The organism is Streptomyces sp. NPDC005004, assembly GCF_053600675.1.
On record NZ_JBSGAH010000029.1, the window covers coordinates 22,439 to 35,985 of the forward strand.

Below are 13,547 nucleotides of genomic sequence, written 5' to 3' on the forward strand. Positions count from 1 at the left end.
GGCACCTCCCGTGCGTGCCCACCCTTTGTCCGTGCCGGGGATTACATGTAGTAGCTGGCGGCCTTCTTGTCGCCGCCGAGGTAGTCGCCGCCGGCCGAGTGGACGACGCGGCTGATGGCCATCAGGGCCTCGTGGATGCCCTTGGCCTGCTTGTCCCAGTCGGCCTGACGCTCGGCGTAGACGGTGTGGGCCTCGCCCTCCCACATGCTGGCGACGCCGGCCACCTTCTGCTTGATGGCCTCCAGGCTCTCCTCAAGCCGCTTGGCGTGGTTCGCGAGCTGCGTGGCGGTCTCGTCGAGGCTCGAGTAAGTGACTTCCAGCTCGCCGCTGTTGTTGACGCTCATGATTGCTCCGTTTTCGCGAGAAGGGGTGGGCGGGCGGGGATCAGTAGTTCGACAGCGCGGAGTGCGAGCCGCCGAGGTCCACGTCGATGCCCTGCACCTGGGCGCGGACCTCGTCCTCGGTGCCGTCCTTGATGCGACGGGTCTGGCTCATCGCCTCGATGAACTTCGCGAGGATGCCGCCGATGTGCACCATGCGCTCGTTGATCTCGGTCTGCTTCTTGTTGAAGGCACCGGCGCCGATGCCCTTCCAGTTGCCCTCCAGGCTGTCGATCAGGGCCTGGAGTTCCTTGAGCTGGCCCTTGACGCTCTCGAAACGGTGCAGAAGCTCCTTTTCGAGGACGATGAGGTCCTTGTCACTTACCTTCTGGCGCTGCGCCATTTCATGCCCTTCTGTGTGAACTGGCCTTGCGTGGGGCGTCTGCCCCTGGCAGGCGGACTGCCGACCGCTGGTGAGCGGCCGCGCGTACGCGGGGTCCGGTCTAGGCGTTACGGCGTGCGCGCAGCACGGCGAAACCGGCTCCTGCGATGAGTAGTACGGCTGCTGCGGCGCCGATGGTCACCCAGGTGCGGGTGCCGTCGCCGGAGTCCTGGGTCTTGGCGGCGGAGGTCTGCCCCCCGGCCTTCTCTCCTGCGGAGGGCTTCGCCGACCGGCTGGGGGCGGAGGACGCCTTGGCGTCCTCACCGTCGCCGTCCGCCGTTCCGTTCTCCTTCGCGAGAGGGTCTACGTTCGCCGGGCCCGGGTCGATGTTCTTGTTGATCAGGACGCGGCGGGGGCGGACGACTCCGTAGCCGAGGTATGTGCCGGGCTTGTCCTTGGGCCACGAGCGGCCGGCCGTGTCGATGAGCGCGCGGAGGACTTGGTTGGCGGTCCAGTCGGGGTGGGCGGACCAGACGAGGGCGGCGGAGGCGGATGCGATGGCGGTGGCAGCGCTGGTGCCGTCCTTGACGCAGTAATTGGTGAAGGTGGTGTCACACCAAGCGGGGATGGCGACTCCCGGAGCGGCGAGATCCACGTAGTTGCCATGAGTGGAGAACTTGGCGACTGTGCCGGACTTGTCGATGGCGGAAACACCGATCGCGTGATCGTCTTGGGCGGGATACTGTCCCTTGTTCCCCTCGCCCCCGCTGTTACCGATGCCTGCGAACAGCAACTTGCCCTTGGAAGCCGCATACTTGACGGCTTCTTCCTCATCCACGCTGTAGTAGGGACTCGCGAACGACATATTGATGATCTTGGCATCGCTGTCGGCGGCTGCTCTGATCGCAGCCGTCGAGTCAGGAGTCCGCTCCTTCTCCTTCGGATCCTTCAGCGACGACTCGTAGATACGGTAGGGAATGATCTTGGCGTCGGGCGCCAGCCCCTTCACACCCCCGCCTGCCCCGGTACCGGCGATCAGCTCGGCCATATCGGTGCCATGGCCGTTGTAGTCCTGTGTGACGTGGTACGCCACTGATTTAGGGACCTCGTCGACCAGCACCTGGCCTTTGAGTGAAGGCGTGTTCGGGTTGACGCCGCTGTCGATGACAGCGACCTTCACCCCCTTACCGGTGCTGTATTTCCATATCTCGTCCGCGCCCATCGCGTCCAAGTACCACTGCTTCGAACGCACGTCCGACGCGGCGGCTTCGGGACCAAGTGCCACCGACCCGATGACAACCGCACCCAACGCTGCGCACACGGCAGAGAGACGCCTCGCATTGAGTCTCGTCAGGTAGGCCCGGGATGCGACCTGGCTGAACTCTGGCTTCATGCCTGTGTACGTCCTCGCTTGTTCAGTCGCTCTGCTTCGGCGCGTCACGCCGCTTCTTCTTCCGCGACGAGCCGTGCTTCTCTTCGTGAGCCTCGGCTCCCACCGCACCGCGGCCGAGTCCCTTGCCGGAGTCCTTGAGCGTGTCAGCCTTGGGCCGAGGGGCACCGACCACGCTGTTGGAGTTCCTTGCGGAGCGCAGGGCGGCCTCACCTGCAGCAGGGTCGGCCTTCGCCGGAGGCGACCCGATGACGCCGCGGCCACCGAGCTGCCCCTTGGGCTGCGCAGAGGAAACCGACTCTGCGGCCCCGACGACCGTGCCGCGCGGCACACGAGGACCGGCTGTCGAACCCGGTGTACGGCCGACGACTGGCTTGCCGCCGACCACGCCGTTGCGCACGGGACCGGCCGGGTTGGTGGCGCCGGAACGTCCTGTCGGCGTGCTGGCACGTGGCGTTCCGCCGGTGACCCCGCGTCCGATCGGTGACTGCCCCGACTGGGTCGCACCTCGCAACGGCGACTGGCTTGTGACCGAACGCCCTGTCGCACGAGCAGCCTGACCCAGCGGTCCCTGCGGCGTACGCCCGCCGACCGGTGTCCGCCCCGACTGACCCGCAGTGCCCTGCGGCAGGCGCCCCGGCGCACCACCAGACGGTCCGGAACGCCCCTGCCCGGACAGGGGCAGCCTATTGACCGGTCCATAACCCGTGGCCCGACCGGAGGCAGACGTGATCGGGGGCGCTACCGGACCCGGGAACAGCGGGGCAGTCTGCCCCCCACCGGTGCCGGCAGCGGGCAACGTGGGAGTCGCAGGTCCTGCCGGTGTGGTGGTGGTCGGCGGCGGCAGCGTGCCTACCGTGTTGATCTCCGTGCCGACATCGTGGACAGCAGGTGCGTCGGGGACGTGGGGTGTCTCCCTCAGGTGAACCGCACCTCCCCCTGTCTCGGCATGAGAAGGGCCTGTCGTGACTGCGTGGCCTTCCGCACCCACTCTCCGCACCGCTGTGTCTGACGACGTTGCGCCGGAGCCGACCGGTCCCTTACCGATGTAGACGGAGTCAGGAGGCCGCGGCACCCCCACATCCGGCATCCCCCGAAGCGGCGCCGGCTCCGGCGCGGCCTTCAGCGTCGTGGCCGACACCGAGTAGAAGGACGCCAACCGGTTCATCTGGTTGATCGCCTCCTGCCGGTTCTTCTCGACCTTGAGGGCGGCCGTGTAGTCCGGGTTGGTGTCGACCTGCTTGGCCTTGGGGAGGTCGTGGGGGCGCTTCTGGTCGGCGGAGGGGCGGGTGTCGCGCGGGGGCATGGACTTGCGGACCGAGGCCAGGCCGGTGGCCGCCGCGTCGATCTGGGTCGCGGCGACGTCGGCGTAGGTCGCGAGGTCCTTGGTCCAGTTGATGAGGTCCTTGGTCCACTTGTGGAAGGCGTCCGCGCCCTCGCCCTCCCAGTCGACCTGCCCGAGGTTGGACTGGAGGTCGGTGGCGGCGTCGTGGATGGCCGTGCGGGCGTCCCACAGGGTCTTGCTCGCCTGCTCCAAGTGCTCCGGCTTGGCGTGCTCGACCAGGTCGATCATGTCGTTGAGGTCGTGGTTCTCGAAGTCGGTGCGACCGATGGAGAGTGGCGACCCCATCGGCGTGCCCTTGAAGATGTTGTCGACGGCGTGCAGCACCTCGACCACGCCGACCTGGACGTCCGCCTGCTCGACGTCGGCCTTGTATTGCGGCTGCTGCCGCCAGTTGTCGCTCACTGGTAGTCCTTCACGGCCGTCTTGCTGGTCTCACGCAGCGGCTCCGGCTTCTTGTCGTGCGACTCCTGCTTCTTGTGCTGCGACTCCGTCGCCTTCTGGTGCTCCTGGTCGAGGTGCGACTTGATCTCCCAGAACCGTCGCTCCACCTCGGCCTCGGCCCCGTCGTACGCCCCGTCGGAGGCACGGGTCGCGAGGGTGAGGGCCTCGATCTGGAGTCCCAGGGACTTCGACAGATAGGTGAGCCGCTCGTGGACGCGCTCGTACTGGCCGTGCAGGTCGGTCGCCTCGTGGAACGGGGCGTTCGCGCCGCCGAACGAGCTTCTGTCGAGCCTGTGCTCCGCGACCTTGGACGGCCCGCCCGGGGCGTCCTCGAAGGTGCGCAGCGCGTCGTCGACCTTCGTCTTGAATTTCGACAACGCGTCGATGCCGCGCCTGACATGCGAGCCGCTACCGCCAGCCACCGGACGACCCCTTCCCCGTTCCCCGTTTGTACAACTTTTGACGATGGGGTCGTACGCTGTCGTACCCCCGTACCGTCACAGACCACTGTAGTCACTGTGTAAATCGCGGCCAACTGAACTCTGCGACGGTTCAGTTGCAACCATGTCCCGGGCCGGTGGGTCCCGCGGGTCCCGCAGAACCGGCAACTCGGGCCGAACGGGCGGAACTTGCGCGCCGGGGGCACAGAACATTCACGTACGGAACGGACCGTCCGGCCGCCCGGGTCCGGGTCGGCGGGAACTTTGCATCCACAAAACATCACCCCGGTGAAAGGGCTGTCCGCTTGCCGAACTGTTCGGGCCGGAGATTTCACCAGGGCCTGGTTGCTAGGTTGACGGGAGACCGACACGGGGGCGCCGGACGCCGGCGCGGCCACAGGGGAATGGAGGTCCACTCCATGGCGTGGGACGAGTGGGAACAGCTCAAGGCGCAGGCGGCGAAGGGGACTTCGTCACACACGCGGCTGAACCAGGTCGCGCCGGACGGCGGCGGTGGCGGAGGGGACCTGGTGGTCCACCAGGACGACCTCGGCGCCGTCGGGCATGACGCCCACCTTCTCTACGACGAGGTCAAGGGCTGCGCGGACATCGCGGGCGCCGGGGCGGACAAGAGCGGGAACGGCTCCACCGCGCAGGCGGCGGCCTCGCTGAAGTCGCACGGCTTCCAGCTCGGCGGCGCCCTCGACACCACGGTGGACGTGTGGAGTTCGCAGGTGAAGTCGGTGCTCCAGGCGTGTGCGCACATCTCGGACCACCTGGACTTCACGAAGAAGCTGCACGCGGAGGACGACGCCAAAATCGGGACGGTGCTGCGCGGCAGTGACGGGGGCGCCGTGCCGGTGTCCCAGCTCGACGAGTACTTCAAGTAGGGGATGTCCGTGGCTCTCACCTTCACCGATCTCGCCGAGGTGGACCTCGGCAGGCTCGCCTCCGCCGTGGCGGACTGGAAGTCGACCGCGGACGGTCTGAAGAAGGCCGCCGACAGCGCGCGGACCGGGATGCGGGCGAAGTCCGAGTCCGCCCGGTGGGCGGGCGTGAACGCCACCGTGACAAGGGAGTTCGTCGGCAAGACGGCCAAGGAGGTCGCGGACCTCCACGTCGAGGCGCACAGCGTGCACCAGGTGCTGGACGACGGGCACCGGGTGCTGGCGGCGCTGCAGAAGCAGCTCCTGACGGCCGTCGACGTCGAGGCCGCGCATCTCGGGGTGCGGGTCGAGGACATCGGGGGCGGGAAGGTCCGTTGCTTCTTCCCGCACATCCGCGGGGACAGCGACGAGCGGACGCAGGAGCAGCTCGACTCCCGGCAGGCGCTGGAAGCCAAGATCAACCGGATCGTCGCCCACGCGGAGGAGATCGACGCCTCGGTCGCCCGCGCGCTGGGCAAGATCCACGGCAACGACCGGCACGACGCGGGCCACACCGACTACGAGTCCCTGAACGACGCCGAGGCCGAGCGCGCCGTCGAACTCGCCCGCAAGGGCGACAAGATGTCCGACGCGGAGCTGCGTGAGCTGAACGAGCTGCTGCGGTTCAACGCCGGTGAGAAGGACGGGGAGTTCTCGACGGAGTTCTACAAGGGGCTCGGTGGGCCTGAGAAGGCGCTGCAGTTCTACGCCTCGATGTCCATCGACGGCACCGGCGCGGACGCGTCCAAGACGCGGCTGGACGAAGTACGCGATCTGCAGCGGGTGATGGGCTACAACCTCGCCAACGCGACCGACCACGACCACCGGTATCACCTGCCGGACACGTGGGGCCAGGAGTTCCGGCGTCTCGGCACGCAGCAGATCGGCTGGGAGCGCGGGCAGTGGAACAAGCCGTACGGCTACCAGGTCCTCGGCGGGCTGCTCCGCTACGGCGACTACGACGCGCGGTTCCTCAACCCCATCGCGGAGCACATCACCCAACTGCACAAGAAGGACCCGTACTTCTTCCTCTCCGACAAGCCGGCCGGGAACCCCGACAGCTACGGCTTCAATCCCTCCGACAAGCTCGGCAGCGGCAACGATCCGCTGAACAGCGTCCTGGAGGCACTCGGGCACAGTCCCGAAGCCTCCGAGAAGTTCTTCACCTCGGCCCCGACCGCCTACAACGAGGACGGCACCGTGAAGCCGGGTGGCAACCCCGGCTTCTCCTCCTACCTCGACCTGTTCACCGACAAGGACTTCGAGTGGACGGTCGACACCAACGCGACCAACGTCCTCGCGGACGAGGACAAGTCCAAGGCCGCCCTCGGCTTCGGCCCCACCGCCCTCGGCCACGCCCTCGAATCCGCCACCACGGGCCGCCCCTACGACGGCGACCCCACCGGCGACGCCATCCGCCACACCGAGGCCCGAGCGCACCTGGTGAGCGAGATCGTCGACAAGTTCGGCGAACACCCGGAACTGATCCGGCACAACGAGAACGGGGATCTGGAGGACGCGGAGTCGGGTCCGTTGTACGCGATGCGGGGGAGTCTGGGGGATATCACTGCGGAGTACATGGGGGATTTCCAGCAGGCCATGTACCGGGAGGAGCCGAACAGCAGCCTGTTCCCGACGTTCGGAGCGGCCGCCGGCCTCAATCCGGATCACGCTGCCCGGTTCCTCGGCGAGGTGGGCCAGGACCCCGGTGCCTATGCTTCCATCACCAGCGCGCAGCAGGCCTACACCAGCAATGTCGTCGATCACGTCATCAATGACCCCACACATTCGACTGCGTCATTGGACGGTCGGGTGGGGGACGCGGTGGCCCCGGGGTCGGCGATCGCAGGTGTCATGAGCGATGCGCGCGCCCACGCGGTCTACGAGTATCACACTGCCTCGGACAAGGAGTTCAACGAGGCAGCCGCCGACAAACAGAAGTGGGTGAACCGCATTCTCGGCATGGGTATCGAGAAGGTCGGTGAACGCGTTCCCATCGCGGGTGCGCCTCTCGAATGGGCTTCGGAGGACATCCAGGAGTCCATCATGAAGAGCATCGAACAGGACACCTCGAACGAGGCCGAGGCCCAGGCAGGCGTGAAGTACGGGGAAGGTAGGACCGCTGCCCTGGACTCGGCGGAGGCCGCCGTCAATCACGCCTTGGCGAACAATCACACCATCGACCCGGACACTGCCGGAGATCTACGCAGAGCCGCACGCACACGCGCCGGTCTCAGCCATTCGGACGGCGCGCAGTGGAAGTCGGAAAGTAGTGCGCACTGACATCGCGCGGTCCAAAACGTGAATCGGCCAGGACAGGCCCTTGCGGGCGCTGGAGAGGGGCAAACGTGAAGTCGTCGTCATACGCGTGGGGCGTTGGCGCGCTCTTGTTGGCAATGGTGGGGGCGGCGGGGTGTTCCTCGGAGGGCGCGAAGCGGGAGTTCACCGTCCCCAGGGCCCTGTGTGGCGTGTCCGTGCCGTCGCAGGCACTCTCCCGGCTTCTTCCCTCGGGCGGTGCCCGGATCTCCTTTCGGAAGGACGGGGGTTCGGAGGAAGGGTGGACGCTCTGTCAGGTGAGGGTCGATGAGAAGACCGTGATGGAGATCAGTCAGGAATGGATCGTCGCGGGTGACACGGCTCGGAACATCCTGGGGCACCGGCTGACCATTTGGCGGCAGAAGTCGGCGGACGGGGGCTCTGTCGTCTACGCCGCTCAGGGGGGCGCGTCCTTGGTCGTGTGCCGAGGGGAGGACGTACAGAAAGAGGACGTCAGCACGCTGATCGATGTGCTGAAGCCGGGGCGCCCGGACGAAGCGGCCATGGGGCGACTCGTCCGGGGATACACCAAGTCCATGAAGGCCCAGAACCCCTGCCACCCGCGGAACGAGTGAGCCGTCGCCCGCCCGCTACCCCCGCCCCCGCCGTCGCCGGGCGTCCCGTACCGCCACTCCCGTGCCTGTCAGGCCCGCGACCAGCACACCCGCGCCGATCGCCACGTACGTGGCCAGGCGGGCGTTTCGTTCCTGGGGGGTTTCGCCGAGGGTGAGTCTCGCGGGGGTGGGGGGCTCGGCGTGGGTGAGGACGGGGTCGGGGCGGGGGGTCTCGATGGGGTGGTCGTCGTCGGTGACCGCGCGGACGGGGTCGACCACGCCCCAGCCGACGAGGCGGTCGTGGCCGGGGATGGAGCGTTCGGCGGTCTGCTCGATCTGGGCGATGACCTCGCGGGAGGTCCAGTCGGGGTGGCGGGACTTGATCAGGGCGGCGACGCCGGCGACGTACGGCGCCGAGAAGCTCGTGCCGTTGTCGGAGCAGTGGCCGCCCTTGGGGACGGTGGAGATCATGTCGACGCCGGGGGCGGCGACGCCGACGAAGTCGCCGGACTGGGAGAAGGCGGCGCGTTCGTTGTTGCGGTCGGAGGCGGCGACGGCGAGGACGCCGGAGAAGGAGGCGGGGTAGGTCTTCTTGACGTTGCCGCCGAGGCCGTCGTTGCCCGCCGAGGCGACGACGACGATCTTGTGGGCGATGGCGTCGTTGACGGCCGCGAGCAGGTCGGCGTCCTGGGGCACCGGTTTCACGGTGTCCTGGGAGATGTTGATGACCTGGGCCTTGACGGCCGTCGCGTGCCGGATCGCCTCGGCGAGCGTCGCCGCCGTGCCGTTGCCCTCCGCGTCGTTCTGCTTGATCGGGACGATCGTGGCCTCGGGGGCCAGGCCCACGAAGCCCGTGCCCTTCATCGGCCGGGCGGCGATGATCCCGGCGACGCGGGTGCCGTGCCCGACGGTGTCGGTGGTGCCGTCCTTCCTGCCCCGCTCGATGCGCTGGCCCTTGTCGTCCTTGGCGGGCAGGTAGTTGGCGCCGAGGGAGGCGTCCACCGCGTGCGTGAGCTGCGGGTTCTCCGTGTCCACACCGGTGTCGATGACGGCCACGCGCACGCCCCGGCCCTTGGAACGGCTCCACACGTCGTCCAGGATGACCCGCTGGAGAGCCCAGGGGGTGCCGGAGTAGACGTGGTTGGTCTTGCTGAACGTGCACTGGTCGGTGCCGGAGTCGGCGGCCGCGGCGGGCGCCGTCAGCAGGCCGCCGCCCGCGGCGAGAGCGGCGGCAAGGCCGGTACGGCCCAGCGGCAGGAGTCCTCTGCGCATCGTCTGCCGCCCCCTCACGAGCCCTGCGGCTGCCGCGCGCCGGCCGTCGAGAGGCGGGGCCCCGTCGGCAGGAACTCGGACCAGGCGGCAGGCACGGGCGCGGGCTTCACGTCGGCGTACCCGAGGTGGGTCTGCGCCAGCTTGGCCTCCTGCTGGAGCTGCTTGCGCTGCCCGGCCGAGACGCCGATCCCGGCGTCGTCGCCCGCGCTGTCGTCGTTGGACTGGAGTGCGTAGCGCAGGCCGGTGTCGGTGACCAGGAAGACCGGTCCGACGGAGGTCTCCCGGCCCTGGTACTGGCGGTAGAGCTGGCCGGAGCCCGCGGTGACGTAGGCGCTGGAGGAGCCGGTGGCGAGGACGGCGGGGAAGTCGCTGCCAGCCCAGGTGCTCAGCGTGGTCCCGCCGCCGCCGGAGACGTGCCGCAGCACGTTGCAGACGGTGTTGCGGCTGCCGGAGGCGGTGGACGCCTCGTTGACCGCCTTGGGTTCGTGGACGGGCCACTTGTACTCGGTGGCGAAGGGGCTGCCCTCCTCCACCGCGCCGGGGCTGACCTCCTGCGGGTGACCCACCTGACCGAGCTTGACGAGGTCCTCGCTGCCGAGCAGGAGGGAGGCGACGAAGTCGGAGACGGGGGCGACGCGGCCGGGCAGCACCACGTAGTACCGCTCCTCGCCGTTGACGGGAGCCCTGAGCACCATGCCGACGCGGTCGGCGTGGGTGTCGAGCTGGCCGCCCGCGTGGGCCGGTGCCGCGGGGATGCCCTCGATCTTGGGGAAGCGGATCGGGGAGCCCTGATGCAGGGTCTCGATCCACTCCTTGGTGACGCGCTCGGGTACGCGGTCCGGGCCGACCAGAGTGCGCAGCAGCAGGGCGTCGGAGGCGTCCACGCGGTACGCCCAGCCGTGCGCGTCGACCACGTAGCGGGTCCTGTCGGGGGTGACGACGTAGAGGAGCTGGCCGCCGGTCAGTTGCTCGGAGCCCTCGGTGCGGTGCTGGTCGCGCGGGGCGAGGACGAAGGCGGCCTTCTGGATGGAGTCGCCGCTGCCGCTGGGGCGTTCGCACACCACCCAGCGTTTGGCGCCGCCCGCTTCCTTGCCGGAGGGCAGCCGGTCGGGGGCGTAGGGGATGCCGATGGTGACGCCGTGCGGGATCTTGCCGTTGTCGAGGATCGACTCGTCCACGGTGACCACGTCGACGTCGCTCTGGGTGTTGAGCACGAGCTTGGCGGAGGCCATGTTGAGCACCGGGTGGAGCTGGGTCTTGCCCTTGGTCTTCAGCACCACGTACCGGGTGGTGGACTTGCTGGCGATGATCACCTTCTGGCCGGGGGCGTCCCACCCCTGCGGTGCGGTCGGCTTGAACATGCCCCAGGCGCCGAAGGCCGCGACCACGACCGCCGCGGCGATCGCGCCGGGCAGCACCGCGCGCAGCGGGCTCGGCGCCCCCTCGTCGGAGGCGTCCGGCGACGACCGGACGAAGGACGCGAGCATACGGCGCTTCGCGAAGGTGTAGGCGTTGAGTTGGTCCCGCCGAGATGCCATCTGTGCCCGTTTCTCCCCGTGTCTCACGCGGAGCGCGCCCGGGGACCGCTCTCCCCCGCCCTCCGTTGTCGGACCCGGCCCCTACTATGCCTGGTACGGGTCGGGTCCTGCGGAGCGGGTAGGGTACCTGGGCCCTCAAGGGCCTTGTGCGGGCGCCTGATTCCAGCGAGTTGTGAGCAAAGCGGGGGGATGGAGTGATGGCTTCGGGAACGCGGACACGGCCGCGCGGCCGGTCGGCGGCGCGGTCCGGCGGGTCCGGGTCCGTTCCGGCGCCCGGGTCGGCGTCCGGCCGGTCCGGCGCGTCGTCGCAGGCCGTCACGCTCGGGCTGGGGCACCGGCCGGGCCGCGCGGGGTCGTTTCGTTTGCAACGACTTGTGCTGGTGGAGATCGCGGCGGCGGTCCTGCTGGTCGGCTGGGTGATCGCCCCGCTGGCCATGGCGCCCGCGGGGGTGGTCGCGCTGGTGCTGGTCGCCCTGGCGTTCGTCCGGAGGCGCGGCCGTTCGCTGCCCGAATGGCTCTCCACTGCGCGGGAGTTGAAGGCACGCAGACGGCACGCCGCGAACACGCCGATCCCGCCCGGCACGGAACCCGCGCTGGTGCCCGCGCTCGAGTGCGAGCCCGCGCTGCGGACCTACTCGTACGGGGGACGGGACCGCCGCCCGGTCGGCATGGCCGGGGACGGCACGTTCCTGACCGCCGTGCTCCAGGTGGAGGCCGACGCGACGGCGCTGCGGGCCGAGCGGAACCGGCAGCCTCTGCCGCTCTCCCTGGTGCGCGACGCCCTGGAGGTGGACGACATCCGTCTGGAGTCCGCCCAGGTGGTGCTGCACACCCAGCCCGCGCCCGCGCTGCATCTGCCCCAGCAGTCGGTCGCCGTCGCCAACTACCTTCCGCTTCAGGAGCAGACGGGCGCCCCGGCGGTGCGCATCACGTGGGTCGCGCTGAAGCTCGATCCCGAGCTGTGCGCGGAGGCTGTGGCGGCGCGCGGGGGCGGTCTGACCGGGGCGCAGAAGTGCGTGGCGCGGGTGGCCGACCATCTGGCGAGCAGGCTGGCGGGCGCCGGGCTGCGGGCCACGATCCTCGACGAGGAGGAGCTGATCACCGCGTTGGCCACCTCGGCCTGTGCCAACCCGCTGGTCACGGCGGAGGCGGGGCGCGGCGAACGGCGCGAGCGGCGCACGGAGGAGTCGGGGCGGAGCTGGCGCTGCGACAACCGGCGGCACACCACGTACTGGATCAGGCGCTGGCCCCAACTGGGCGGCGCGCGGGGGGATTCGCTGCCGCAGTTCATCGCCCTGGTGACGTCGACGCCGGCCCTGGCGACGACGTTCAGTCTCACGCTGGCGCGCGGTGAGCGGCAGGACGTGTCGCTGTCCGGGCATCTGCGGGTGACCGGTCGCAGCGACGACGAACTGGTGGCCGCGCGCCGCTCGTTGGAGGGCGCGGCCCGGCACGCCGGGGCCGGTCTGGCCCGCCTCGACCGCGAGCAACTGCCGGGAATGCTGGCCACTCTGCCCCTCGGAGGCGCTCGATGACGATCACGCGGACGACCGCTGCCGCGCCGGACGCCGACGAGAGCGGCGGCAGGGGTTTGCGCCGGTCCGGTGAGCGGCTGCTCCAGGGCCTCGGTCTGATCGGCCCTCGGCACGCCTGGCACACCCTGCCCGGCGACCAACTGGACGCGCTGGCACTGCCCATCGGGGACGACGGCGTGGTGGCCGGCGTGGACGCCGAGGGCCGCCCCGCGGTGCTCGGCATCAACCGGCCCACGCCGTACGACGTGGTGCTGATCGGCGGTCTGTGGACGGCTCAGGTGCTGGCGCTGCGCACGGCGGCGACGGGTGCGCGGGTGGCGGTGGAGACCGGCCGGCCGCAGTCCTGGATGCAGATGGTGCACGCCATGGGCGGCGGGCAGAACGGCCTCGCAGTGTACGAGGTCGGCCGGGTGCCCCCGCAGGGCGCCTCGGCGGGTACGCCCGTCCTGGTGGTGCGGGACTGCGGGATGCGGCCGCCGCGCGGGCGCGTGGTGGCGGGGCCCTGGCAGTCGGTGGTGACGCTGCTGCCGTATCTGAGCCCGGTGGCGCCCCGGTTGCTGCGGCAGGCGCGGCTCACCGGCATCCAGCGGGTCTCGCCGGACGAGGCGGCGGAGCTGGGCCGCACGATGGGGCTGTCCCGCACCGAGGTGGAGTCACTGCCGGGACTGCCCGACGGTGTCACCCTCTGGTGTACCGATCGCGACCGGCAGTACGTGCTCACCCAGCCCACCGACGCCGAGATCGGATTGTTGGGCAACCCGCGTCGCATGGACTGAACGACCTTTCTTGTCGGCTTTGTTCGCCTTTCGTGCGACGAAGGACGACCGGAGTTTTGTCGTGTGCCCGGTTGTTTGCCCCTTTATTTCCCGGGTGGTTGGGCCCTGTCGTGTGGTGGTCGTGGCGGCCGCGCGGGACGGTGAGCGCGATTCGGAGGGTGGGCGGGCCTGCCTGCGCGGGGCCTGTGGTGATTAGGCTGGGAGCGGGCGCGACGCCGGACCCGCGGGCGGGGCGTCGTCCCGGGGGAGGACCGGTCGACGGGCCTGCCCGGCACGACTACGGACGACTTGAACGACACGACTTGGTCGGCC

The 13,547-nt window shown here is 69.7% G+C and carries 12 protein-coding genes; 5 read left to right on the top strand and 7 right to left on the bottom strand.

The window, feature by feature from the left end; genetic code table 11:
* Window positions 1-41: 41 nt before the first annotated feature.
* From ACWEEU_RS28490 to ACWEEU_RS28510, 5 genes are all read right to left on the bottom strand, one after another.
* Window positions 42-344 carry a WXG100 family type VII secretion target gene (locus tag ACWEEU_RS28490; protein WP_385745086.1) on the bottom strand — a complete coding sequence of 101 codons (303 nt, stop codon included), beginning with the start codon at window positions 342-344 and terminating at the stop codon, window positions 42-44.
* A 40-nt stretch (window positions 345-384) separates the two neighbouring features.
* Window positions 385-723 carry a WXG100 family type VII secretion target gene (locus tag ACWEEU_RS28495; RefSeq protein WP_018544870.1) on the bottom strand — a complete coding sequence of 113 codons (339 nt, stop codon included), beginning with the start codon at window positions 721-723 and terminating at the stop codon, window positions 385-387.
* A 100-nt stretch (window positions 724-823) separates the two neighbouring features.
* Window positions 824-1,987, bottom strand: a complete 1,164-nt coding sequence (locus ACWEEU_RS28500) for a S8 family serine peptidase (protein ID WP_451736162.1) — start codon at window positions 1,985-1,987, stop codon at window positions 824-826.
* Between the two features lie 130 nt (window positions 1,988-2,117).
* Window positions 2,118-3,839, bottom strand: coding sequence for a hypothetical protein (locus ACWEEU_RS28505; RefSeq protein ID WP_451736117.1), 1,722 nt, complete (start codon window positions 3,837-3,839; stop codon window positions 2,118-2,120).
* Window positions 3,836-4,300, bottom strand: coding sequence for a hypothetical protein (locus tag ACWEEU_RS28510; protein WP_385745080.1), 465 nt, complete (start codon window positions 4,298-4,300; stop codon window positions 3,836-3,838). The genes ACWEEU_RS28505 and ACWEEU_RS28510 overlap by 4 nt, the downstream gene beginning before the upstream one ends.
* A gap of 437 nt (window positions 4,301-4,737) precedes the next feature.
* On the opposite strand from ACWEEU_RS28510, the gene ACWEEU_RS28515 reads away from it, so the two are divergent.
* The 3 genes from ACWEEU_RS28515 to ACWEEU_RS28525 all read left to right on the top strand — a co-directional run bounded on the left by ACWEEU_RS28515 (window position 4,738) and on the right by ACWEEU_RS28525 (window position 8,135).
* On the top strand, window positions 4,738-5,208 hold the full coding sequence (locus ACWEEU_RS28515) for a hypothetical protein (RefSeq protein ID WP_451736120.1): 471 nt from the start codon (window positions 4,738-4,740) through the stop codon (window positions 5,206-5,208).
* 3 nt (window positions 5,209-5,211) lie between these two features.
* Window positions 5,212-7,527, top strand: coding sequence for a hypothetical protein (locus ACWEEU_RS28520; RefSeq protein WP_451736123.1), 2,316 nt, complete (start codon window positions 5,212-5,214; stop codon window positions 7,525-7,527).
* 290 nt (window positions 7,528-7,817) lie between these two features.
* Complete coding sequence (locus ACWEEU_RS28525) at window positions 7,818-8,135, top strand: hypothetical protein (RefSeq protein WP_451736125.1); 318 nt, start codon at window positions 7,818-7,820, stop codon at window positions 8,133-8,135.
* Window positions 8,136-8,150: 15 nt separating this feature from the next.
* On the opposite strand, the gene mycP is transcribed toward ACWEEU_RS28525, so the two are convergent.
* Window positions 8,151-9,386 carry a type VII secretion-associated serine protease mycosin gene (gene mycP, locus ACWEEU_RS28530; protein ID WP_385745072.1) on the bottom strand — a complete coding sequence of 412 codons (1,236 nt, stop codon included), beginning with the start codon at window positions 9,384-9,386 and terminating at the stop codon, window positions 8,151-8,153.
* Between the two features lie 14 nt (window positions 9,387-9,400).
* Window positions 9,401-10,924 (bottom strand): type VII secretion protein EccB, encoded by a 1,524-nt coding sequence (gene eccB, locus ACWEEU_RS28535; protein ID WP_451736128.1) that lies wholly within the window; start codon window positions 10,922-10,924, stop codon window positions 9,401-9,403.
* Window positions 10,925-11,121: 197 nt separating this feature from the next.
* On the opposite strand from eccB, the gene eccE reads away from it, so the two are divergent.
* Together eccE and ACWEEU_RS28545 are read left to right on the top strand one after the other, a co-directional pair.
* Window positions 11,122-12,459, top strand: a complete 1,338-nt coding sequence (gene eccE, locus ACWEEU_RS28540; RefSeq protein ID WP_451736131.1) for a type VII secretion protein EccE — start codon at window positions 11,122-11,124, stop codon at window positions 12,457-12,459.
* The gene (locus tag ACWEEU_RS28545) at window positions 12,456-13,235 is read left to right on the top strand and encodes a hypothetical protein (RefSeq protein ID WP_451736134.1); all 780 of its coding nucleotides are present in this window, start codon (window positions 12,456-12,458) and stop codon (window positions 13,233-13,235) included. Before eccE ends, ACWEEU_RS28545 begins: the two co-directional genes overlap by 4 nt.
* Window positions 13,236-13,547: the final 312 nt, after the last annotated feature.